Source organism: Kitasatospora sp. NPDC001261, assembly GCF_042896795.1.
Lineage (GTDB): Bacteria > Actinomycetota > Actinomycetes > Streptomycetales > Streptomycetaceae > Kitasatospora.
In genome coordinates, this window is record NZ_JBIAXP010000001.1 from 192,132 (window position 1) to 214,832 (window position 22,701).

A 22,701-nucleotide genomic window follows, 5' to 3' on the forward strand; every position below is an offset into this window, starting at 1 on the left:
CTCCGGAGCGCTCCGGAGGGGGCCGTACGGACGTCAGGAGGCTCAGACCATGGTGTCCAGGATCTCCTTGACCATCTCCATGGTGGTGCCCGGGTGCAGGAAGGCGAAGCGGGCGACCGTCTCGCCGTCCCAGCCGGTGGGGGTGACGAAGCCGATCTGGTCCGCGAGCAGCTGCTGCGACCAGCGGTAGTAGTCGTCGTTGGTCCAGCCCCTGCGCTTGAAGCAGACCGCCGAGAGCTGCGGGTCGAACAGCAGCTCCAGGTGCTCGCTCTCGCGGATCAGCTGGGCCGTCTCCCGGGCCAGGGTGAGGCCGGCCTCGATGGCGTCGGTGTAGGCCTGGACGCCGTGGACGGCCAGCGAGAACCAGAGCGGCAGGCCGCGGGCGCGCCGGGTCAGGTGGTAGGCGTAGTCGGTGGGGTTCCACTCGTCGCCCTCGGTGTGCAGGACGTCCAGGTAGGAGGCGTCCTGGGTGTGCACGGCGCGGGCGAGCTGCGGGTTGCGGTAGATCAGCGCGGCGCAGTCGAAGGGGGCGAACAGCCACTTGTGCGGGTCGACCACGAAGGAGTCGGCGTGCTCGATGCCGTTGTAGCGCTCGCGCACCGAGGGGGCGAACAGGCCGGCGCCGCCGTAGGCGCCGTCCACGTGGAACCAGAGGTCGCGCTCGCGGGCGACCTCGGCCAGGCCGGCCAGGTCGTCGACGATGCCCTCGTTGGTGGTGCCGGCGGTGCCGACGACGGCGATCACCGTCTCCGGGCTGGGGTCGGCGGCCAGGGCGGCGCGCAGCGCCTCGCCGGTGAAGCGCCGGTTGACGGTCGGGACCTTGAAGGCCTCGACGCCGATGATGTTGAAGGTGTTCTTGACCGAGGAGTGCACCTGGTCGGCGACGGCTATCCGCAGCCGGGCCTCCGGGCCGACACCGAGCTTGCGGCGGGCGGTGTCGCGGGCGACGACGAGGGCGGAGAGGTTGCCCGCCGAGCCGCCGGACACGAAGCAGCCGCCGGCCGACTGGGGCAGGCCCGCGCGGTCGGCGATCAGGCGCAGCACCTGGTTCTCGGCGGCGATCGCGCCGGCCGCCTCCAGCCAGGAGATGCCCTGGAGGGAGGCGCAGGAGACGACCATGTCGAACAGCAGCGCGGCCTTGGTCGGGGCGCACGGGATGAAGGACAGGTAGCGGGGGCTGTCGGCGGAGATGACCGCCCGGGACAGCTCGTGGTCGTAGAGCTTGAGCACGTCGACCGGGTTGTTGCCGTCCTGGTTCAGCAGGCCGGCCAGCTGGGTGCGCAGGTGCTCGCCGTCACCGGGGTGGTCGAGCGGGACGGGGTCGTACTGCAGCCGCTCCCGCATGTAGTCGAAAACCAGGTCGACCAGCTCGTTGTCGGGCCGGTGCATGCGGTCGGGTGCTGCGGACACGGCGGTCCCTCTCGGCGTGGGGGTGTCGGGGGGCGTCCGGTCGGCGGGACGCTTCACCGCGACGACCGGACGTGATCAGCGTAGGCAGCACCGGGCCCTCCCCGCGCGTCGGAACGCGGCTGGTCAGGCAGGTTTCGGGCGTCTTCGGGCGGGTCCGCGCAGGATTCCTGCGTACGGTCCGGGGGCGGCCGGCGGGCGGTCAGCCGATGAGCTGGGAGAGGACCACCGAGGAGCGGCTGCGCTGCACTCCGGGCTCGCGCCGGATGCGCTCGATGACGGCCTCCAGGTGGCGCATGTCGGCGGCCCGCAGGTGCACCAGGGCGTCCGGGTCGCCGGTGACCGTCCAGGCGGCGACCACCTCGGGGAACTGCCGCAGGCTGGCGAGGATCTCCTCGGGGGCGGTGCGCTCGCGGCAGTAGACCTCGACGAAGGCCTCGGTCTGCCAGCCCAGCACGGACGGGTCGAGCACCACGGTGAAGCCCCGCACCACGCCGCGCGCCCGCAGCCGGTCGATCCGCCGGCGCACGGCGGTGGCGGAGAGGTTCACCTGCAGCCCGATCTCGGCGTACGAGGCGCGGCCGTCGCTGCCGAGCCGGGCGAGCAGGAGCCGGTCGGTCTCGTCCAGGTCGGCCCCGACCACCTCGTGCGCTCGGCTGCTGGTCATGGGTGAGGGGCTCCACGGGTCGTACGGGGGTTCGGCGGGGCGCTCCGGCGGCGGGCTGCCACTGCCGAAACGGTTCGCCACCATTCTGGCGGATGACCTGGACGAGTTCACCGCCGTCGGATGACGGGCGGGCGGCCGTCACGGGACGAGCAGCACGATCTTCCCCCGGGTACGGCCCTCGGCGCTGAGCGCCTGGGCGGAGGCGGCCTGGGCCAGCGGGAAGGTGGAGGCGACGGTGACGGTCAGCCGGCCGTCGTCGGCGAGCGCGGCCAGCTCGGCGAGGTCGTCGGCGTCCGGGCGGACCCAGACGTACCGGCCGCCGAGCGCCTTGACCCCGTAGTCGGTGATCGAGGCGATCCGGCCCGGGTCCGCCACCAGGCCGGCCGAGAGCTGGACGGCGCCGTGGCCGACCAGGTCGAGGGCGGCGTCCACCCCGTCGGGGGCGAGCGCGCGGACCCGGTCGGCCAGGCCCTCGCCGTACACCACCGGCTCGGCGCCGAGGCCGCGCAGGAAGTCGTGGTTGCGCTCGGCCGCGGTGCCGATCACCCGGGCGCCGCGGGCCCGGGCCACCTGCACCGCCAGGTGGCCGACCCCGCCCGCGGCGGCGTGCACCAGGACGGTCTCCCCCTCGGCGAGGCGCAGCGCCCGCAGGCCCTGCAGGGCGGTGAGCCCGGCCAGCGGCAGGCCGCCGGCCTGCGCCCAGTCCAGCGCGGCCGGTTTGCGGGCCAGGGTGCGGACCGGGGCGGAGACCAGTTCGGCGTAGGTGCCGTGCTCGACGGCGTCCTTGCGGACGTAGCCGTACACCTCGTCGCCCGGGGCGAACTCGGTGATCCCGCCGCCGACCGCGCGGACCACGCCGGCCACGTCCCAGCCCATGACCAGCGGGAAGTGCGCGTCGAGGATGCCGTCCAGGGCGCCGTCCCGGACCTTCCAGTCCACCGGGTTCACCCCGGCCGCCCGGACCTCGACCAGTACGGAGTCGGGCCCGACCTTGGGGTCGGGCAGGTCGGTGTACTCGACCACCTCGGGGCCGCCGTAGCGGTTGATCGCGATTGCTTTCATGGGCTCAGCCATACCCGTCGGCTTCGAAGTATCGATTCGGCCACGCCCGGAAGCATCCGATTCGACGAGCGGTTCTCGTCACATCGACAGGATGGCCATCGTCACTCTGACGCTAAGCGGTTAGAATAGATAGCGTCAGTTAGACGAAAAGGCCCCACCGCTAGCTCGGCCGCACAGAAGGGCACCCGCCCGTGACCACCACCATCACCGAGACCCACGGCGTCGACCCCACTCCGACGCCGCTCGCTCTGCTGCTGCTCGGCCGCGAGGCCGACCCGAACAGCGAGCGCGGCGTCGAATGCCCCGGTGACCTCCCCCCGGCCTCCGACCCCCACCTCGTCGAGCGCGCCCGCGCGGCCAAGGCCGCGCTCGGCGACCGCGTCTTCATCCTCGGCCACCACTACCAGCGCGACGAGGTGATCGAGTTCGCCGACGTCACCGGCGACTCCTTCAAGCTCGCCCGCGACGCGGCCGCCCGCCCCGAAGCCGAGTACATCGTCTTCTGCGGCGTGCACTTCATGGCCGAGTCCGCGGACATCCTCACCAGCGACCGCCAGCAGGTCGTCCTGCCGGACCTCGCGGCCGGCTGCTCGATGGCCGACATGGCCACCGCCGAGCAGGTCGCCGAGTGCTGGGACGTGCTGACCGACGCCGGCATAGCCGACGTCACCGTCCCGGTCTCGTACATGAACTCCTCCGCCGACATCAAGGCCTTCACCGGCCGGCACGGCGGCCTCATCTGCACCTCCTCCAACGCCAAGCGCGCCCTGGAGTGGGCCTTCGAGCAGGGGCAGAAGGTGCTCTTCCTGCCCGACCAGCACCTCGGCCGCAACACCGCCGTACGGGACATGGGCTTCTCGCTGGACGACTGCGTCGTCTACAACCCGCACCGGCCGAACGGCGGCCTGACCGCCGAGCAGCTGCGGGACGCCAAGATGATCCTCTGGCGCGGCCACTGCTCGGTGCACGGCCGGTTCAGCCTGGACTCGGTGAACGACGTCCGCGAGCGGATCCCCGGCGTGAACGTCCTGGTGCACCCCGAGTGCAAGCACGAGGTCGTCGCGGCCGCCGACATGGTGGGCTCGACCGAGTACATCATCAAGGCGCTGGACGCCGCCGAGCCCGGCTCCAAGTGGGCCATCGGCACCGAGCTGAACCTGGTCCGCCGCCTGGCCAAGGCGCACCCGGACAAGGAGATCGTCTTCCTGGACCGGGCGGTCTGCTTCTGCTCGACCATGAACCGGATCGACCTGCCGCACCTGGTCTGGGCGCTGGAGTCGCTGGTCGAGGGCCGGGTGCCGAACGTGATCACCGTCGACCCGGAGACCGAGACGTACGCCAAGGCGGCGCTGGACCGGATGCTGGCCCTGCCGTAGCCGTCCGCGGACAACAGCCGAAGGGCGGGCCCCCTCCACCACGGAGGGGGCCCGCCCTTTCGTCTGGCAGCGGCCGCGGCCCTACTCCGGGAAGCCCGGGATCACGCCCTCGCCGTCGGCCATCAGCAGCTCGCGGACCTCGTCGATCGTCGCGTCGGCGCTCGGCAGGATCAGCTCGGACGGCTCCAGCGAATCCAGCGGCACCGGGGTGCCGTACTGCTTCACCGCCTCGATGAGCTTGCCGTAGGCCTCACGGAAGAGCGCCTCGTCCCCCGACTCCACTGCGGTGACGAGCTCGGCGTCGAGCTCGTTGAGCAGGTTCAGGTGGTCGTCGCCCACCTCGTACTGCCCCTCACCCATGACCCTCATGATCATGCCGTGCGTCTCCCTGGTTCGTGGGGTCGAGCTCAGATCACTTGTTGTAGTTGATGCGCGGGGTGTCCTGCTGCGGCTGCGGCTGGACGTCCTGCTTGCCCTGCTCGATCGCGGCGGGGCCGGCCGAGGAGGGACCGGAGAGCTCGGCCTTCATCCGGGCCAGCTCCAGCTCGACGTCGGAACCGCCGGCCACCCGCTCCAGCTCGGCCTCGATGTCGTCCTTGCGGCCGAGACCGCTCGCGTCGTCGAGCGCACCGGAGGCCAGCAGCTCGTCGATCGCGCCCGCCCGGGCCTGCATCTGGGCGGTCTTGTCCTCGGCACGCTGGATCGCCAGGCCGACGTCGCCCATCTCCTCCGAGATCCCGGAGAAGGACTCGGCGATGCGGGTCTGCGCCTGGGCGGCGGTGTACGTCGCCTTGATGGTCTCCTTCTTGGTGCGGAAGGCGTCCACCTTGGCCTGAAGTCGCTGGGAGGCGAGGGTGAGCTTCTCCTCCTCGGCCTGGAGCTGCTGGTACTGCGTCTCCAGGTCGTTGATCTGCGACTGCATGTTGGCCTTGCGGGTCAGCGCCTCGCGGGCGAGGTCCTCCCGGCCGAGCGACAGCGCCTTGCGGCCCTGGTCCTCGTACTTCGCCGACTGCTGCTGGAGCTGCGTCAGCTGGAGTTCGAGCCGCTTGCGCGAGGTCGCGACATCCGCGACACCACGCCGTACCTTCTGGAGCAGCTCAAGCTGCTTCTGGTAGGAGTAGTCAAGCGTCTCACGCGGATCCTCCGCCCGATCCAAGGCCTTGTTCGCCTTGGAGCGGAAGATCAGCCCCATACGCTTCATGATTCCGTCGCTCATGGGCCTCGGGTGCCCCCTTCTCCGGCCTGCGGTCTCTATCTCGTTACCAGACACGACGAGTGTATGTGCAGCGAGCCCTTCGCCGCAGTGCACCTGCCTGCAACAAGACTGCTACAGCGACCAGTGGCGTTTCCTCCTCCCCCGGGTGGATCCGCCCCTCATCCCCCCCATCGTCCATCCGACTGATCCCCTACGGGAAGGGCCCGGGAAACCCGCTTCGGACGGCGACCTGGCGGTATCGATATGTGTTCGGTTCCGAGGGCGCCCGTGGAAGCCGCGTCGCACCCCGTACGCTGGTGGTGTGTTCCGACGCCGTTCAGATGATGCCGCCGCCTCCGCCACCGTGCTGGAGAAGCAGGACGAGACGACCCAGGCCCGCGATCCGCAGGCCAAGAAGGGCCGCCCCACCCCCAAGCGCAGTGAGGCCGAGGCCAACCGGCGTACCCGGGTAACCGTGCCCAAGGACCGCAAGGAGGCCGCCCGCCAGGGGCGCGAGCGGATGCGTGCCGAGCGCGAGAAGCAGCGCCAGGCGCTGATGAACGGCGACGAGCGCCACCTGCCGGCCCGTGACAAGGGCCCGGTGCGCAAGTTCGCCCGCGACTACGTGGACTCCCGCTGGTCGCTGGCCGAGTTCTTCCTGCCGGCCGCCGTGGTCATCCTGGTGCTCAGCATCGTCAAGGTGCCGGCGCTCCAGCTGCTCTCCACGCTGCTGTTCCTGCTGTTCTTCGTGCTGGTGATCCTGGACTTCGTCCGCCTCGGCTTCGGCCTGCGCAAGCAGCTGGCCGAGCGCTTCGCCGACCAGAACACCCGCGGCGCCGTCGCGTACGGCATCATGCGCACCCTCCAGATGCGCCGGCTGCGCCTGCCCAAGCCGCAGGTGCGGCGCGGGGAGAAGCCCTGACCGCCGAACCGGTCGGCTCCGGCTGGGCCCCGCCCTCCTGGGAGGGGCCCGGCCTCTACGCACTCCCCGGGCAGGGCGGCGCGCTGCCGGGGCAGGGCGACGGCGGCCACGACCGCCTCGCCCAGGAGCGCCGGCTGCCCTCGCGCAGCGGCTCCTTCGCGGGCGGCACCGGCGCCTGGCTGGACCGGCTCGGCGGGCTGCGCAACTTCGTCCGCCAGGAGCTCGTCGCCCGCCAGCTCGCCGAACAGCTGGCCGGCCGCAGCGGGCAGCGCGTCCTCGACATCGGCTGCGGCCAGGGCACCCAGGCCCTGCGGCTGGCCCGGGCCGGCCACTACGTCACCGGGATCGACTCGGACCCGGTCGCGCTCGGCGTCGCCCAGGGGGCGCTCGCCGAGGAGCCGCCGGAGGTCCGCGGCCGGATGCAGCTGCTCAGCGGCGACGGCCACCAGTGCGGGCGCTGGTTCGGCCCGCGCAGCTTCGACGTGGTGCTCTGCCACGGCGTCCTGATGTACCTGCCCGACCCGGACCCGATGATCGCCTCGCTGGCCCGGCTGCTGGCGCCCGGGGGGCTGCTCTCGCTGCTGGTCCGCAACCGCGACGCGCTCGCCCTGCGGCCGGCCGCCGCCGGGGACTGGCGGGCCGCCCTGCACGCCTTCGAGAGCGACCGGTACTACAACCGGCTCGGACTGGCCGCACGGGCCGACCGGCTCGCCGACCTCACCGTCACCCTCTCCGAGGTGTCCGTCCCGCTGCGGCACTGGTACGGCGTGCGGGTCTTCACCGACAGCGCCCCGGACGACGCGGCCCCGCCGGTGGACGGGCGGCAGCTGGCCCAGCTGCTGGAAGCCGAGGACCGGGCCGGCCGCACCGACCCGTACCGGCAGGTCGCCGCGCTCCTGCACGTGATCGGGGCGAAGTAGCCGCGCCGCGGCCGCTCCACCCCGTCCGCGCTACTCCTCGCCCAGGCTCATCGAGTAGACGACCCGGTCGTCCTCCAGCAGCACCGCGGTGTCCACACCGTCCTCCGCGAGCTGCTTCCAGGTCTCCCCGATCCAGGTCTCGGCGTCCCCCTGGCCGGCGAACTCCTCCTGGCCGGCGCCCGGCGTCACCGCGCTGCCGTCCGCCTTCTCGTACCGCCACGTCCAGACCATGCCGGCTCCTCCCACTGACCACGCTGCCTGTGTTGCTGCGCACCATAGCCTGCCCGGCCCGATCTTCCGTATGCCTGCTCCGGCAGGATGGACGGCATGGCGACCCGATCCGAGCCCACCCGTCCCCCGCTGCCCCGCACCCTGCTGCTCGGCGGCGCCCGCTCCGGCAAGTCCACCCGCGCCGAGCAGCTGCTCGCCGACCGTCCGGACGTCCTGTACGTGGCCACCGGCGGCACCCGCGACGGCGACGCCGAGTGGGCCCAGCGGGTCGCGCTGCACCGGGAGCGCCGGCCGGCGAGCTGGCGCACCGCCGAGACCTGCGACCTGGAGGCCGTGCTGGCCGACCCGGCCGACCCGGCACCGGTGCTGGTCGACTGCCTCGCCCTGTGGCTGACCGCCGTGATGGACGAGTGCGGCGCCTGGGACGACGAGGTCTGGGCGGCCGGCGGCGAGGCCGCCGTGCAGCGCCGCTGCGAGGCGCTGGCGCGGGCCTGGGCGGCCACCGGACGGACCGCCGTCGCGGTGAGCAACGAGGTCGGCATGGGCGTCGTCCCGGCCACCGCCGCGGGCCGCCGCTTCCGCGACACCCTGGGCCGGCTCAACATGGCCGTGGCCGACGCCTCCGAGCGGGTCCTGCTGGTGGTGGCCGGTCAGGTGCTGACCGTCAAGCCAGCCGTTGGCTGAACACCCGCGCCGTGTAGCCTTCCGGACGATGGACACGACCGTGGATCTCGATACGTTCTCCTCGCTCGTCGAGCGCCCCGACGAGAGCGCCCGGCGGGCCGCCGAGGAGCGCTGGCAGGCGGCCGACCGGCCGCGCGGCGGGCTCGGCCGGCTCGAGGAGCTGGGCAGCTGGCTGGCCTCCGTACAGGGGCGCTCGCCGGTGCTGCCCGTCTCCGCCCCCAAGGTGCTGCTGTTCGCCGCCGACCACGGCGTGGCGGCGCTCGGGGTCTCCCGGATGCCCGCCCGGGGCGGCACCGCGGCCCGGGTGCGGGCCGTGCTCGACGGCAGCGCGCCGGTGTCCCGGCTGGCCGCGCGCTACGGCGCCCAGGTGCGGGTCGTCGACGTCGCCGTGGACGCCGACCCGACCGACTTCCCGGACGAGGTGGTCGCCCACCGGATCCGGCGCGGCTCCGGGCGGATCGACGTCGAGGACGCGCTCACCGCCCAGGAGACCGTCCGGGCGTTCCGGGCCGGCATGGCCGTCGCCGACGAGGAGGCCGACGCCGGCACCGACCTGGTGCTGCTCGGCGACCTCGGGGTCGGCGCCACCACGGTGGCCGGCGTGCTGGTCGGCGCGCTCTGCGGGACCGACGCGGCGGCGGTGACCGGGCGCGGCTCCGGGATCGACGACCGGGTGTGGATGGTCAAGTGCGCCACCATCCGGGACTCGCTGCGGCGGGCCCGGCCGGTGCTCGGCGACCAGCTGGCCCTGCTCGGCGCCACCGGCGGCGCCGACTTCGCCGCGATCACCGGCTTCCTGCTCCAGGCGGCCGTCCGACGGCTGCCGGTGGTGCTGGACGGCGTGGTCTCGGCGGCCTGCGCGCTGGTCGCGCAGCGGATCGCCTTCCGGGCGCCGGAGTGGTGGCGCGCCGGGCAGTCCAGCGGCGAGCCGGCCCAGGCGAAGGCGTACGACCGGCTGACCCTGACGCCGCTGCAGGACCAGGGCATCACCATGGGCGAGGGCGTCGGCGCGCTGCTGGCGCTGCCGCTGCTCCAGGCCGCGGGGGACGTGCTCGCGGACGAGGCGCCGAAGCCCTTCGTGCCGGCGGCGCCGGGCGCGCCGAAGGAGCAGCCGAGGCTGCCCTCGGCGGCGGACCTGCTGCGGAAGCTGTAGCGGCGGCCCCGGCCGTCCGGAGAACGCCCCTTCGCCGGGGCGTTCTTGCTTTCCCGCCCTCTCCTACTGTCCTGCTGTCTGACTGTCCTGCTGTCTGACTGTCCTGCTGTCTGACCTTCGAGAGGAACACGCACATGACGGACCGCGGCGACCGGGCCGGCTGGGCCGAGGGCCTGCGGTTCGGGTTCGGGACGCTGTCCGTGCTGCGGGTGCGGGTGGAGCGCTGGGACCGGGCCGCGGCGGCCCGGGCGATGGTGGCGGCCCCGGTGGTCGGGCTGGTGCTGGGCGCCCTGGCGGCCGCGGCCGGCGCCCTGGTGGCCTGGCGGGCGGGCGGGCCGCTCGGCGCGGTGGCCGCGGTGGGGGTGCTCGCCGGGCTGACCCGGGGTCTGCACCTGGACGGCCTGGCGGACGTCGCCGACGGGCTGGGCAGCGGGAAGCCGGCCGAGGACGCGCTGCGCATCATGAAGCAGTCCGACATCGGTCCGTTCGGCGTCCTGACCCTGGTCCTCGTCCTGCTCGCCCAGGTGGCCGCGCTGGCCGGACAGTTCGGCCACTCCCCGCTGCGCGGCGCGCTCGCGCTGCTCGCCTCGGCGACGGCCGCCCGCTGCGCGCTCGCCTGGGGCTGTCTGCGGTCGGTGCCGGCCGCCCGGCCGGGCGGGCTCGGGGCGATGGTCGCGGGCACCGTGCCGCCCGCCGGGGCCGCCGCCGCGACGGCCGCCGCCGCGCTCGCCCTGGCCGCGGCCGGACTGCTCGACGGATGGTCAGTTCTCCGCCTCCCGCTGGCCGTTGCGGTCGGCACGGGCTGCTCCTGGCTGCTGCTCCGGCGGTGCGTGCGCAGGTTCGGCGGGATCACCGGGGACGTGCTCGGCGCGATGGCCGAAACCGCCGCGACCGCCTCGCTGTTCGCCCTGGCGTTGCTCGGCTGACACCGGGCGGCGCGTGATCCCACCATGCGGACTACCATGCGTGGAGCACCGCAGCCCTGCACCGTGGCAGGTCCTGCCCGCCCGGCGCGTACCGAGGAGCCGGGGCCTCTGGTGTACGCGGCCACCCCGGCGGACGCGCGCAGCCAGGGGGCCCGGACCCGGAGGCCCGCCGGCGGACGGCCTGCGACGGCGCGGGCTGCGCCGGTGCGGCAGCCTCGCCGTGGCCGGCCGTGGACCGCGAAAGAACAGGACGCATTACGTGACTGCATTGTCTGTGAGCACCTCCTCCGCCGCCTCGCTGCGCGCGGACGCCCTGGTGGTCGGTGTCGCGAAGGGCCCGAAGGGCATCGTGCTGGCCCCCGGTGCCGAGGCCGTGAACGAGGCGTTCGAGGGCAAGCTGACCGAGGTCCTCAGCACCCTGGGCGCGACCGGCGCCGAGGGCGAGGCCGTCAAGGTCCCCTCCCCCGCCGGCCTGAAGGCCGCGCTCGTGCTCGCGGTCGGCCTGGGCGAGGCCGCCGAGGACGGTTACGCGCTGGAGACGCTGCGCCGCGCCGCCGGTGTCGCCGCCCGCACCCTGGCCGGTGCCAAGAAGGCCGCGCTGGCCCTGCCGGCCGAGTCCGCGGCGGACATCGAGGCGGTCGCGCTGGGCGGCCTGCTCGGCTCGTACGCCTTCGGCACCTACAAGGGCGACGGCAACGGCAAGGAGCCGGTCGGCGAGCTGGTCGTGCTGGCCGCCCGCAAGGGCAGCAAGGACGCCAAGGCCGCCGTGGAGCGCGCCACCGCGATCGGCGAGGAGATGAACCGGGCCCGCGACCTGGTCAACACCGCGCCGAACGACCTGAACCCGAAGAGCTTCGCCGCGCTCGCCCAGGCGGCCGGCAAGGAGCACGGCCTCAAGGTCGAGGTGCTGGACGAGAAGGCGCTGACCAAGGGCGGCTTCGGCGGCCTGATCGGCGTCGGCATCGGCTCGGCGAACCCGCCCCGCCTGGTGAAGGTGGCCTACACCCACCCGAAGGCCAAGGCCACCCTGGCGTTCGTCGGCAAGGGCATCACCTACGACTCGGGCGGCATCTCGCTGAAGCCGGCCGGCCACAACGAGACCATGAAGTGCGACATGGCCGGCGCCGCCGCCGTGTTCGCCGCCGTGGTGGCCGCCAAGCGCCTGGGCCTGGCCGTCAACGTGACCGGCTGGCTGGCGCTGGCCGAGAACATGCCGTCCGGCTCCGCCACCCGCCCGGGCGACGTGCTGCGGATGTACGGCGGCAAGACCGTCGAGGTGCTGAACACCGACGCCGAGGGCCGCCTGGTGCTGGCCGACGCGATCGTGCGGGCCGGCGAGGAGAACCCGGACGTCATCGTCGACGTGGCCACCCTGACCGGCGCCATGGTGCTGGCCCTGGGCAACCGCACCTTCGGTGTGATGTCGAACAACGACGAGCTGCGCGACGGCCTGCACGCCCTGGCCGGCGAGGTGGGCGAGCAGTCCTGGCCGATGCCGCTGCCGGCCGACCTGCGCAAGGGCATGACCGAGTCGACCATCGCCGACCTGGCCAACATGGGCGAGCGGATGGGCGGCGGCCTGGTGGCCGGCCTGTTCCTGAAGGAGTTCGTGGCCGAGGGCACCGACTGGGCGCACCTGGACATCGCCGGTCCGGCGTTCCACGAGAGCGCGCCGTACGGCTACACCCCGAAGGGCGGCACCGCGAGCGCGGTGCGCACCCTGGTCCGCTTCGCCGAGCAGCGGGCGAACGGCAAGGCCTGACCCGGACAACCCCTGACCCGGGGCGTCCCCCGGTCCAGGACCCGCTGCGACGGGGCCCGGCGCGTGTGCGCCGGGCCCCGTCGGCGTTCCGGCCCGGTTACCCGCGAGTAGGCCGGAGCGCCGCGACGCACGCCTGTTCGCTGCGGGCGAAACTTTGTTCCACAGTGCGGAAGAAGCCGTGGCGGGTGGCGCGGAAGACGCCCGTCCGGCGGCTGTCAACACCGCTCTGAGCTGCGATGATGCCCTTCCGTCGGGGGCGTTCCCGCCCCGGTGACCACTCCGCGGGACACCCCTGGGGCGGACCCGGACATCAGCCACCGTGAACAAGTGCGAAGATGTATTTCCGGCACGACTGGGCGCCCCACAAAGGCTTCCGACCCACCGGACCGCGACCGGCCCGGCGACCCACCCCATGCATGGAGGACGTGACGTGGCGAACGACGCCAGCACCGTTTTCGACGTAGTCATTCTCGGAGGCGGAAGCGGCGGTTACGCCGCGGCGCTCCGCGCCGCTCAGCTGGGCCTGAGTGTTGCCCTGGTCGAGAAGGGTGAGCTGGGCGGCACCTGCCTGCACCGCGGCTGCATCCCGACCAAGGCGCTGCTGCACGCCGCGGAGATCGCGGACGAGACGAAGGAGGCCGCCGAGTTCGGCGTCCTGGCCACCTTCCAGGGCATCGACATCAACGGCGTCCACAAGTACAAGGACGACGTGATCGCCGGCCTGTACAAGGGCCTCCAGGGCCTGGTGGCCTCCCGCAAGGTCACCTTCATCCAGGGCGAGGGCAAGCTCTCCTCGCAGACCTCGGTGGACGTCAACGGCCAGCGCATCGAAGGCCGCCACATCGTCCTGGCCACCGGCTCCGTGCCGCGCTCGATCCCGGGCCTGGAGATCGACGGCAACCGCGTGATCTCCTCGGACCACGCCCTCAAGCTCGACCGCATCCCGAAGTCGGTCGTCATCCTCGGCGGCGGCGTGATCGGCGTCGAGTTCGCCTCGGTCTGGAAGTCCTTCGGCGTCGAGGTCACCATCGTCGAGGCGCTGCCGCACCTCGTCCCGCTGGAGGACGAGAACTCCTCCAAGCTGCTGGAGCGCGCGTTCCGCAAGCGCGGCATCAAGTTCGAGCTGAAGGCCCGCTTCTCGGGCGTGGAGTACACCGAGACCGGTGTCCGCGTCTCCACCGAGAACGGCAAGCAGATCGACGCCGACCTGCTGCTCGTCGCCATCGGCCGCGGCCCCGTCTCGGCCGGCCTCGGCTACGAGGAGAACGGCGTCGCGATGGACCGCGGCTACGTTCTCGTCGACGAGTACATGCGCACCAACGTGCCCACCATCTCCGCCGTCGGCGACCTCGCCCCGACCCTCCAGCTGGCCCACGTCGGCTTCGCCGAGGGCATCCTGGTCGCCGAGCGCCTGGCCGGCCTCAAGCCGGTGCCGATCGACTACGACGGCGTTCCGCGGGTGACCTACTCCAACCCCGAGGTGGCCTCCGTCGGCATCTCCGAGGCCAAGGCCGTCGAGCTGTACGGCAAGGACAAGGTCGTCACCCTGAAGTACAACCTGGCCGGCAACGGCAAGAGCAAGATCCTGAAGACCGCCGGCGAGATCAAGCTCGTCCAGGTCAAGGACGGCGCCGTGGTCGGCGTCCACATGGTCGGCGCCCGCATGGGCGAGCAGGTCGGTGAAGCCCAGCTGATCTACAACTGGGAGGCGCTCCCGGCCGAGGTCGCGCAGCTCATCCACGCGCACCCGACCCAGTCCGAGGCCCTGGGCGAGGCGCACCTGGCGCTGGCCGGCAAGCCGCTGCACGCGCACGACTGATCACGCCCCACCCCCTTTCCCGGTACTTCCCGTACGCAAGTACTTCCCGTACGCAAGACTTGATAGGAGTCGCTGAAACCATGGCGGTCTCAGTAACACTGCCCGCGCTGGGCGAGAGCGTTTCCGAGGGCACCGTCACCCGCTGGCTGAAGGCCGAGGGTGAGCGTGTCGAGGTCGACGAGCCGCTGCTGGAGGTGTCGACCGACAAGGTCGACACCGAGATCCCGGCCCCGGCCTCCGGCATCCTGGCCTCGATCAAGGTCGCCGAGGACGAGACCGTCGAGGTGGGCGCCGAGCTGGCGATCATCGACGACGGCTCGGGCGCCCCGGTCGCCGCCGCGGCTCCGGCCGTCGAGGCCGCGCCGGCCCCGGTCGCCGCCCCCGCTCCGGTCGCTGCCCCGGCTCCGGTCGCCGCTCCGGCCCCCGTCGCCGCCCCGGCCCCGGCCGCCGCTCCGGCCGCCGACGCCACCCCGGTGCTGCTGCCCGCGCTGGGCGAGTCGGTCACCGAGGGCACCGTCACCCGCTGGCTGAAGGCCGAGGGCGACACCGTCGAGGTCGACGAGCCGCTGCTGGAGGTGTCGACCGACAAGGTCGACACCGAGATCCCGTCGCCGGTCGCCGGCACCGTGGTGAAGATCCTGGTCGCCGAGGACGAGACCGCCGAGGTCGGCGCCCAGCTCGCGCTGATCGGTGCCGCCGGTGCCGTCGCCGCCGCCCCGGCTCCGGTTGCCGCTCCGGCTCCGGTTGCCGCTCCGGCTCCGGTTGCCGCTCCGGCCCCGGCCCCGGTTGCCGCTCCGGCTCCCGTCGCTCCGGCCGCTCCGGTTGCCGCCCCGGCTCCGGTTGCCGCCCCCGCCCCGGTTGCCGCCCCGGCCCCCGTCGCCGCCCCGGCTCCGGTCGCCCCGGCCGCTCCGGTGGCCGACAGCGGTGACGCCTACGTCACCCCGCTGGTGCGCAAGCTCGCCGCCGAGCACGGCGTCGCGCTGTCCTCCGTCGCCGGCACCGGCGTCGGCGGCCGCATCCGCAAGCAGGACGTCATCGCCGCCGCGGAGGCCGCCAAGGCCGCTCCGGCCCCGGTCGCCGCCGCCGCGCCGAAGGCCGCCGCCGCGCCGTCCGCCCTGCGCGGTCAGACCGTCAAGATGACCCGCATGCGCAAGGTCATCGGCGACAACATGCTGAAGGCGCTGCACGAGCAGGCCCAGCTGACCAGCGTGGTCGAGGTGGACGTCACCAAGATCATGTCGCTGCGCGCCAAGGCGAAGGAGGGCTTCCTGGCCCGCGAGGGCGTCAAGCTCTCCCCGATGCCGTTCTTCGTCAAGGCCGCCGCCCAGGCGCTGAAGGTCCACGCGGTCGTCAACGCCCGGATCAACGACGCCGAGGGCACGGTCACCTACTTCGACACCGAGAACATCGGTATCGCGGTGGACTCCGAGAAGGGCCTGATGACCCCGGTCATCAAGGGCGCGGGCGACCTCAACATCGCCGGCATCTCGAAGAAGACCGCCGAGCTGGCCAGCAAGGTCCGCGACAGCAAGATCACCCCGGACGAGCTGTCCGGCGCCACCTTCACCATCAGCAACACCGGCTCGCGCGGTGCGCTGTTCGACACCGTGATCGTGCCGCCGAACCAGGTCGCCATCCTGGGCATCGGCGCCACCGTCAAGCGCCCGGTCGTCATCGAGGCCGACGGCGGCACCGCCATCGGCATCCGCGACATGACCTACCTGTCGCTCTCCTACGACCACCGCCTGGTGGACGGCGCCGACGCCGCCCGCTACCTGGTCGCGGTCAAGGAGATCCTGGAGGCCGGCGAGTTCGAGGTCGAGCTCGGCCTCTGACCCCACCGGGTCCCCGCGGCACCCCGCGTACGGAACCCCGCGTCGTCCCCGGACGGCGCGGGGTTCCGCCGTTCCCGGCCCCCGGGCGCACCGGGTTCCGGGACCCCGGGCACACCGGGCACGGGCCCGTGTCGAGTCGTGGCATGCGCGGAGGCGGCCGAACGGGGATGCTTGAGCGGTGATGGACGAGACGGACTTCTGGCAGATCATCGACGACACCCGGGACGCCGCCGACGGCGACCCCGACGAACAGGCCGACCTCCTGGTGGAACGGCTCCTCCAGCTGACCCCGGACGACGTGATCGACTTCGCCCGGCTGTTCCAGGCGCGGTTCCGGCGCGCCTACCGCAACGACCTGTGGGGCGCGGCCTACCTGCTGCTCGACGGCGCCTCGGACGACTCCTTCGACTACTTCCGCTTCTGGCTGATCGGCCAGGGCCGCGAGGTCTTCGAGGGCGGACTGGCCGAACCGGACGACCTGGCGGACCTGTTGCCGGAGTTCGACGAGGAGGAGGACGGCGACGCCGAGGACCTCGGCTACGCCGCCGACGAGGCGTACGAGCGGCTGACCGGGCTGCCGCTGCCCGAGGTGGGCGGGCGGCAGGCCGAGCAGCCGTCCGGGCCGGCGCTGGACTTCGACGACCCGGACGTGATGGCCAAGCGCTACCCCAAGCTCTGGGAGCGGTACGGGGATTAGGGCGTACCGGCCGGGCCGGCGGACCGGCCCTCGCGGTTTCGTCAGGTGCTGCTGCCGGAGGAGCTGTCCTGCTGGATGCCGTTGAGGATCTGGTCCAGCGCCGAGAAGTCCGGCGCGGCCGGGCTGTCGTCCACGCCGCCCTCCATGACCACGTAGCCGCCGCCCTTGGCCGGGAGGGCGGCCAGCAGGACGTAGCCCTGGGTGCCGTCCGTGGTGCGGATGTGCCAGCGGGTGGCGTAGCCGAGCACCCCGGCCACCCTGACGTACCCGGATCCCGCGTCGGTGTGCGAGCTGACCCCGGAGAAGATCTGCCCGGCGTAGACGGGGATCTGGGCGTCGGCGGCCGCCTTGGGGGTGGTGCCCTGGACGGTGTCCTTCTCGACCGAGAACTGGCCGCGGATGCAGGAGCTGCCGTCCGGGCAGCTGTAGCGGCCGGTGCCGAGGTAGACCGTCGAGTGCGGCGGGTTGGTGGACACGTCCCAGCCGTCGAAGACCGGCACGGTGATCGCGTGTTGCAGGTCGGGGACGGTGCTCTTGACCACCGGCAGGGGCTTGGGCTTGGGGGTGGGCGTGGGCACGGTGGGGCTGGGGCTCGACGTGGGGCTGCCGCTCTGGGTCACGGTGACCGTGGGGTCCGGGGTCGGGTCCGCCCTTCGGTCGCCGCCGCCGCTGAACGCGATCCCGGCGACGATCCCGCCCACGGCCAGCACGGCGACCGCAATGCCGATGACCAGGCCGGTCTGCGGCCTGGCCTTGGCCGCCGGGGGCGGCGGGTAGCCCGGGCCCGGGTAGCCGTAGCCGGGGCCCTGGCCGGGGTAGGCGCCCTGGGCCGGGTAGCCGCCCTGGGCCTGGCCCTGGGCCTGGTAGGCGTCCTGGCCCGGGTAGCCGTGGGGCGGGAGCTGGTGGGCGTCCTGGCCCGGGTAGCCGTAGGGCGCCGCGGGGCCGCCGGGGTAGCCGTAGCCGGGCCGCTGGTCGGACGGCGGCCGGGTCTGGGTGGGGGCGTCGGCGAGCCCGCCCGCGACGCCGTCCTGGAGCGGTCGGACCTCGCTGCTCCAGGCGTTGCCGTCCCACCAGCGCTCGTGACCGGGGGTGCCGTCCGCACCCGGGACCGGGTACCACCCGGGAGGCGTCGAGTTGCTCACGGGCGTACGGTACCCGGCGCGGCGGCGGTCCAGACAGCGCGGAACCGTCACGACTCGGCACCGGCCCGGAACGCCGAACATCCGCCCGCGGCAAGCCTGTTCGGATCTTCGGCGCGGGCCCGGGCGGGCTCGGCGGGGTGCCGTCCGGGGCTCAGTCGGCCAGGCGGCGGGCCATCCAGACGTCGTCCACGTACCGGCCGTCGATGAGGAACTCCTCGGCCAGCGAGCCCTCGACGACGAAGCCGCAGCTCTCGTAGAGCCGACGGGCCGGGGCGTTCCAGCCGAGCACCCGCAGGGTCAGCTTGCGGGCGCCCTCGGCCCGGGCCGCCGCGCAGGCCGCCTCGACCAGCCGGCGGCCGATGCCCCGGCCGCGGACGGTGCCGTCGACGGCCAGGCCCTGGATCTGCCGGACGTGCCGGTTGCTCGCCAGCGGGGTGGCCGGGACCTGACGGACGTAGCCGACGATCCGGCCGTCCAGGACGGCCAGCAGGTACTGCTCGGCCGGGTGCCGCTCGTCGAAGACCGGGTCCTCGACGGGCGGTCGCGGGGAGACGTCGGACAGGACGGACCAGGCGGCGTGGTTGAGGACGGCGAGTTCGCGCTCGTCCTCGCTCCGCGCCGTACGGATGATCAGATCGTCGTCAGGCATGCGCGTCATGCTAACGGGACGCATGCGAAGGTGACGGGCGGTCGGGAACACCGCGGGAGCGGGCGGGAGCTGCGAGGATGGGCGCATGCGCATCGCTGTCACGGGTTCCACGGGTTTGATCGGTTCGGCGCTCGTCCGCTCCCTGCTGGCGGACGGCCACGAGGTGGTCCGGCTGGTCCGGCACCGCTCCAAGACCGGCCCCCGGCCGGACGGCAGCACGGCGATCGGCTGGAACCCGCTGCTCGGCGAGGTCGAGCGGGACGGGCTGACCGGGGTCCAGGCCGTGGTGCACCTGGCCGGCGCCGGGGTCGGCGACCGCCGCTGGACGGACTCCTACAAGCGGGAGATCCGGGAGAGCCGGGCGTACGGCACCGAGACGCTGGCCGTCGCCCTGGCCGCGCTCAAGGAGCCGCCGCAGGTCCTGGTGAGCGCCTCCGCGGTCGGCTGGTACGGACAGACCGGCGACCGGGTGATCGACGAGGACTCCCCCGCCGGGGACGACTTCCTGGCCGAGGTCTGCCGGGAGTGGGAGGACGCCACCAGGCCGGCCGAACGGGCCGGGATCCGGGTCGTCCACCCCCGCACCGGGATGGTCCTGTCCGCGGCCGGCGGGGCGGGCGGACGGCTCTTCCCGCTGTTCAAGCTGGGCCTCGGCGGGCGGCTCGGCAACGGGCGGCAGTACTGGAGCTTCATCTCGCTGCACGACGAGGTGGCCGCGCTGCGGTTCCTGATCGACCACGACGGCCTCTCCGGCGCCTTCAACCTCACCGCGCCGAACCCGGCGACCAACGCCGAGCTGACCACCGCGCTCGGGCGGGCGCTGCGGCGGCCGACGCCGTTCCCGGTGCCGGAGGCGGTGCTCAAGGCGGTGCTGGGCGAGCTGGCGGTCGAGGTGGTCGGCAGCCACCGGGTGGTGCCGCGGCGGCTGCTGGACGCGGGCTTCCGCTTCACCCACCCGGACGTGTACTCGGCGGTGCTCGCGGCGATGTGACGGGCCGGCGTGCGTGCGGCGGTGCTCGCGGCGGTGTGACCGGTGGGCGTGCGCGCGGGGACGCGACGCCTGGGCGTGCGCACGGCGGTGTGACGGATGGGTGCGCGCGCGGGCATGTGACGCGTGGGTGTGCGCGCGGGGCGTGCGGAGCCGTGCGTACTCCGACCGCGGCATCCACCCTGGCCAGCGGCATATGCCGGGCCGGGCCCGAGGGGGCCCGAGGAGGGGGCGCACGGGAGCACATGGTGGGCGCGTCGCACGCCCCCGGTGACCGTACGCGCCCGCCGACCCCCGAACCCGGCCGCCACGGCGCACTGTCCGTGACCGCGCCCCCGCCCGGTGCCGCACAACCCTCCCCGGCCCTCGGATCCGGCCCGATGCGCTTGTCTGATGCTCGTACTGACTGGGCATCACCCTCCACGGACCGTGTCCCGGCACCCCGCTGCCTGCGTCGGCCGGAGCCCCGGGACCAGGGAGGGAGCACCCCAGTGCCCACGTACGACTTCACCCGCCGCGCCCGCCGGCCGTCCGACCCGGACGTCGTCGTGGTCGGCGCCGGACTCGCGGGCCTGGCCGCCGCCCGCGCGCTCACCGGCCACGGCCTCGACGTCCAGGTCCTGGAGACCACCGACCGGATCGGCGGCCGGATGGCCACCCGCGAACAGGACGGATTCCGGCTCGACGACGGCAGTCACCTGCTGAACACCGCCTTCCCCGAGCTGCGCCGCACGCTCGACCTCGACCGCCTCGACCTGCGCCCGCTCGCGCCCGGCGTGCTGGTGCACAGCGCCGGCCGCCGGTACCGCGCCGGGGACCCCCAGCTCGCCGTCGCCCGGCAGGCCGCCGCCCGGGCCCCGCTCGGCAGCCCGCTGGACAAGGCCCGGCTGGCCGGCCGGCTCGGCCGGCTCGCCACCACCCCGGTCGGCCGGCTCCAGGCCCGCCCGGAGACCACCGCCGCCCGCGCACTGGCCGGCCACGGCCTCGCCCAGCGCACCGTGGACGGCTTCCTGCGCCCGCTGCTCAGCGCACTGCTCTCCGATCCCGCCCTCGGCACCAGCAGCCGGATCGCCGACCTGGTGCTGCGCTCGTACGCGCGCGGGCGGCTCTGTCTGCCCGCCGGCGGGATCGCGGCGGTACCGGCCCAGCTGGCCGCCGCCCTGCCCGCCGGAACCGTCCGCACCCGGGTGCAGGTCACCTCGATCGCCGCGGACGGCGTCGAGACCCTCGCGCACGGGCGGATCGGCGCCCAGGCCGTCATCGTCGCCACCGACGCCCGCTCCGCCACCGGACTGCTGCCCGGGCTGCGGCTGCCGGACTTCCACCCCGTCACGACCTTCTACCACGCGGCCGACACCGCCCCGCTGGGCGAGGCCGTCCTGCTGCTCGACGGCGACCGGCCGAACGGGCACCCGCCACTGGTCTCGCACTCGCTGGTGCTCAGCGAGCTGCACCCGTCCTACGCCCCGGCCGGCCAGGCGCTGATCGCCACCACCGTGCTCGGGCGGCGCGCCTTCGACGTGGGCGGCCCGGCCGGGCTGGAGCCGGCCGTCCGGGCCCGGCTGACCGAGCTGTACGACGTCCCGACCTCGGGCTGGCAGTTCCTCGGCGTACGGCACGTCCCGGACGCGCTGCCCGCGATGCCGCCGCCGCACAACCCCCGCCGCCCGGTGCGGCTGCTGGCCGGGCTGTACGTCGCCGGGGACCACCGGGACACCAGCACCGTGCAGGGCGCGCTGGTCTCCGGGCGGCGGGCGGCGCAGGCGGTCCTGGGCGACCTCGGTGTCCCGGCGGACGCCCGGGAGGCGGAGGCGGCGGCCTGACGGCGGCACGGGTGGCCGTCGGGGCGGTCCGAGCGGCGGCGCGGCAGGGGCGGCCGTTGCCACCACCGGAGCGCATCGGGGCACCGGGACACACCAGCGGTCTGCCGGGGTGACAGACCGACAGCGTGCCAGGATGCCGGGGTGCCTGCTCTGACCGTTCATCGGATGGTTTCGACCGTTCGGCCGGTTGCGCGGTGAGCGCCGCCGCCCAGCCGCTGACCCTGATCCTGATCCCCGCCGCAGCCGTGGCCGCCCCGCTGCTCGCCGACCGGCTGCTGCGGTGGATCGCCGTCCCGACCGTCGTGTTCGAGATCGTGCTCGGCGTCCTGATCGGCCCGGACGTCCTGGGCTGGGCGCACGTCGACGGCCTGGTCGACGCGCTCTCCCAGTTCGGCCTGGCCATGCTGATGTTCCTGGCCGGCTACGAGATCGACTTCGCCAAGCTGCGCGGCGGCCCGCTGAAACGGGCGGGCACCGCGTGGCTGGTCTCGGTGGCCGTCGGGCTCGGCGTGGGCGCGCTGGTCAACCGGGACCCGCTGGACGGCGCCTTCGCCGGGCTGGTGCTCACCACCACGGCGCTCGGCACCATCCTGCCGATCCTCCGCGACTCCGGTGAACTGCCCACGCCCTTCGGCTCCCTGGTGATGGCCACCGGGGCGGTCGGCGAGTTCGGGCCGATCATCGCGATCGCCGCCCTGCTCAGCGGCAACTCCCCGGCCCGCACGGCGGTCATCCTCGGGGCCTTCGCGGTGATCACCGCGCTCGCCGTGTTCGGCGCGCGCCGGCCCCGCCCGGCCTGGACCACCCGGCTGATCGAACGGACCCTGCGCACCTCCGGACAGTTCGCGATCCGCGCGGTGATCCTGGTGCTGGCCGCCATGGTCGCCGCCGCGCTCTGGCTGGACCTCGACATGCTGCTCGGGGCCTTCGTCGCCGGGATCGTCTCCCGGCTGCTGCTGGCCGGCGTCCGGCAGGCCGAGGAGGAGGTGATCGAGGCCAAGCTGGAGGGCATCGGCTTCGGCTTCCTGGTGCCGGTGTTCTTCGTGGTCAGCGGGATGAACTTCGACCTGGACGCCCTGCTGGACGACCCGGGCACGCTGCTGCTGGTCCCGGTGTTCCTGCTGCTCTTCCTGGCCGTGCGGGGGCTGCCCGCCGCGCTGCTCGCCCCGGCCGGGCTCGGCCTGCGCGACCGCGCGGCGCTCGCGCTGTACGGGGCGACGGCGCTGCCGCTGGTCGTGGTGATCACCACCATCGAGGTGGACGCCGGGCACCTGCCGTCCTCCACCGCGGCGGCGCTGGTCGGCGCCGGGATGCTGTCGGTGCTGGTGTTCCCGCTGGCGGCGCAGCGGGTGCGCGGCGGCTCGCGGCCGCCGGTGGCGGCCGACGCGGATCAGCCGAGGGTCCGGGCCGAGAGCTGGTAGGCCCGGGCCTCCGTACGCCGGG

General features: G+C 73.8%; 20 protein-coding genes and 1 pseudogene. 13 read left to right on the top strand and 8 right to left on the bottom strand.

Going from position 1 to position 22,701, the window contains the following annotated elements:
* Nucleotides 1–42 precede the first annotated feature (42 nt).
* The 3 genes from ACFY4B_RS00900 to ACFY4B_RS00910 form a co-directional block, all read right to left on the bottom strand.
* Nucleotides 43–1,410 carry a pyridoxal phosphate-dependent decarboxylase family protein gene (locus ACFY4B_RS00900; protein WP_387966144.1) on the bottom strand — a complete coding sequence of 456 codons (1,368 nt, stop codon included), beginning with the start codon at nucleotides 1,408–1,410 and terminating at the stop codon, nucleotides 43–45.
* 199 nt (nucleotides 1,411–1,609) lie between these two features.
* Nucleotides 1,610–2,074, bottom strand: a complete 465-nt coding sequence (locus ACFY4B_RS00905) for an Lrp/AsnC family transcriptional regulator (protein ID WP_049651848.1) — start codon at nucleotides 2,072–2,074, stop codon at nucleotides 1,610–1,612.
* A 138-nt stretch (nucleotides 2,075–2,212) separates the two neighbouring features.
* Nucleotides 2,213–3,136, bottom strand: a complete 924-nt coding sequence (locus ACFY4B_RS00910) for an NADP-dependent oxidoreductase (protein WP_074000885.1) — start codon at nucleotides 3,134–3,136, stop codon at nucleotides 2,213–2,215.
* Nucleotides 3,137–3,327: 191 nt separating this feature from the next.
* On the opposite strand from ACFY4B_RS00910, the gene nadA reads away from it, so the two are divergent.
* Nucleotides 3,328–4,512: a quinolinate synthase NadA gene (gene nadA / locus ACFY4B_RS00915; protein ID WP_234348387.1), complete on the top strand. Its 1,185-nt coding sequence runs from the start codon at nucleotides 3,328–3,330 to the stop codon at nucleotides 4,510–4,512.
* A gap of 81 nt (nucleotides 4,513–4,593) precedes the next feature.
* On the opposite strand, the gene ACFY4B_RS00920 is transcribed toward nadA, so the two are convergent.
* On the bottom strand, nucleotides 4,594–4,887 hold the full coding sequence (locus tag ACFY4B_RS00920; protein WP_049651850.1) for a hypothetical protein: 294 nt from the start codon (nucleotides 4,885–4,887) through the stop codon (nucleotides 4,594–4,596).
* A gap of 37 nt (nucleotides 4,888–4,924) precedes the next feature.
* Nucleotides 4,925–5,713, bottom strand: a complete 789-nt coding sequence (locus ACFY4B_RS00925; RefSeq protein WP_049651861.1) for a PspA/IM30 family protein — start codon at nucleotides 5,711–5,713, stop codon at nucleotides 4,925–4,927.
* A gap of 316 nt (nucleotides 5,714–6,029) precedes the next feature.
* Here ACFY4B_RS00925 and ACFY4B_RS00930 point away from each other — a divergent pair, with 316 nt between their 5' ends.
* Together ACFY4B_RS00930 and ACFY4B_RS00935 are read left to right on the top strand one after the other, a co-directional pair.
* A complete protein-coding gene (locus tag ACFY4B_RS00930; RefSeq protein WP_241852715.1) occupies nucleotides 6,030–6,629 on the top strand; it encodes a DUF3043 domain-containing protein in 600 nt (199 codons plus the stop codon).
* Between the two features lie 179 nt (nucleotides 6,630–6,808).
* Complete coding sequence (locus ACFY4B_RS00935; protein ID WP_181970803.1) at nucleotides 6,809–7,549, top strand: class I SAM-dependent methyltransferase; 741 nt, start codon at nucleotides 6,809–6,811, stop codon at nucleotides 7,547–7,549.
* Nucleotides 7,550–7,579: 30 nt separating this feature from the next.
* Here the strand turns inward: ACFY4B_RS00935 and ACFY4B_RS00940 are convergent, their stop codons facing one another.
* Nucleotides 7,580–7,780 (bottom strand): hypothetical protein, encoded by a 201-nt coding sequence (locus tag ACFY4B_RS00940; protein WP_049651853.1) that lies wholly within the window; start codon nucleotides 7,778–7,780, stop codon nucleotides 7,580–7,582.
* Nucleotides 7,781–7,903: 123 nt separating this feature from the next.
* Between ACFY4B_RS00940 and cobU the strand changes: the two are divergent.
* From cobU to ACFY4B_RS00975, 7 genes and pseudogenes are all read left to right on the top strand, one after another.
* A pseudogene (gene cobU / locus ACFY4B_RS00945) lies at nucleotides 7,904–8,464 on the top strand (bifunctional adenosylcobinamide kinase/adenosylcobinamide-phosphate guanylyltransferase); the annotation flags it as partial.
* 28 nt (nucleotides 8,465–8,492) lie between these two features.
* On the top strand, nucleotides 8,493–9,617 hold the full coding sequence (locus ACFY4B_RS00950; RefSeq protein ID WP_049651854.1) for a nicotinate-nucleotide--dimethylbenzimidazole phosphoribosyltransferase: 1,125 nt from the start codon (nucleotides 8,493–8,495) through the stop codon (nucleotides 9,615–9,617).
* Nucleotides 9,618–9,751: 134 nt separating this feature from the next.
* Nucleotides 9,752–10,543 (top strand): adenosylcobinamide-GDP ribazoletransferase, encoded by a 792-nt coding sequence (locus tag ACFY4B_RS00955; protein ID WP_387966145.1) that lies wholly within the window; start codon nucleotides 9,752–9,754, stop codon nucleotides 10,541–10,543.
* A gap of 259 nt (nucleotides 10,544–10,802) precedes the next feature.
* Nucleotides 10,803–12,305, top strand: a complete 1,503-nt coding sequence (locus ACFY4B_RS00960; protein ID WP_380737814.1) for a leucyl aminopeptidase — start codon at nucleotides 10,803–10,805, stop codon at nucleotides 12,303–12,305.
* Between the two features lie 412 nt (nucleotides 12,306–12,717).
* Nucleotides 12,718–14,124, top strand: coding sequence for a dihydrolipoyl dehydrogenase (lpdA, locus tag ACFY4B_RS00965; protein ID WP_107086631.1), 1,407 nt, complete (start codon nucleotides 12,718–12,720; stop codon nucleotides 14,122–14,124).
* An 80-nt stretch (nucleotides 14,125–14,204) separates the two neighbouring features.
* Entirely contained in the window at nucleotides 14,205–15,959 is a 1,755-nt protein-coding gene (sucB, locus tag ACFY4B_RS00970; RefSeq protein ID WP_387966146.1) for a 2-oxoglutarate dehydrogenase, E2 component, dihydrolipoamide succinyltransferase, read from the top strand.
* A 181-nt stretch (nucleotides 15,960–16,140) separates the two neighbouring features.
* Nucleotides 16,141–16,656, top strand: coding sequence for a DUF4240 domain-containing protein (locus tag ACFY4B_RS00975; protein WP_049658975.1), 516 nt, complete (start codon nucleotides 16,141–16,143; stop codon nucleotides 16,654–16,656).
* Nucleotides 16,657–16,697: 41 nt separating this feature from the next.
* Here ACFY4B_RS00975 and ACFY4B_RS00980 read toward each other — a convergent pair whose 3' ends face one another.
* Nucleotides 16,698–17,798 carry a DUF2510 domain-containing protein gene (locus ACFY4B_RS00980; RefSeq protein WP_387966147.1) on the bottom strand — a complete coding sequence of 367 codons (1,101 nt, stop codon included), beginning with the start codon at nucleotides 17,796–17,798 and terminating at the stop codon, nucleotides 16,698–16,700.
* A gap of 151 nt (nucleotides 17,799–17,949) precedes the next feature.
* Nucleotides 17,950–18,447, bottom strand: a complete 498-nt coding sequence (locus tag ACFY4B_RS00985; protein WP_375874026.1) for a GNAT family N-acetyltransferase — start codon at nucleotides 18,445–18,447, stop codon at nucleotides 17,950–17,952.
* 85 nt (nucleotides 18,448–18,532) lie between these two features.
* On the opposite strand from ACFY4B_RS00985, the gene ACFY4B_RS00990 reads away from it, so the two are divergent.
* The 3 genes from ACFY4B_RS00990 to ACFY4B_RS01000 all read left to right on the top strand — a co-directional run bounded on the left by ACFY4B_RS00990 (nucleotide 18,533) and on the right by ACFY4B_RS01000 (nucleotide 22,679).
* Nucleotides 18,533–19,438 (top strand): TIGR01777 family oxidoreductase, encoded by a 906-nt coding sequence (locus ACFY4B_RS00990; protein ID WP_387966148.1) that lies wholly within the window; start codon nucleotides 18,533–18,535, stop codon nucleotides 19,436–19,438.
* Nucleotides 19,439–19,926: 488 nt separating this feature from the next.
* Entirely contained in the window at nucleotides 19,927–21,258 is a 1,332-nt protein-coding gene (locus tag ACFY4B_RS00995; RefSeq protein ID WP_074000878.1) for an FAD-dependent oxidoreductase, read from the top strand.
* 194 nt (nucleotides 21,259–21,452) lie between these two features.
* On the top strand, nucleotides 21,453–22,679 hold the full coding sequence (locus ACFY4B_RS01000) for a cation:proton antiporter (RefSeq protein WP_387966149.1): 1,227 nt from the start codon (nucleotides 21,453–21,455) through the stop codon (nucleotides 22,677–22,679).
* The last annotated feature ends 22 nt before the right edge of the window (nucleotides 22,680–22,701 follow it).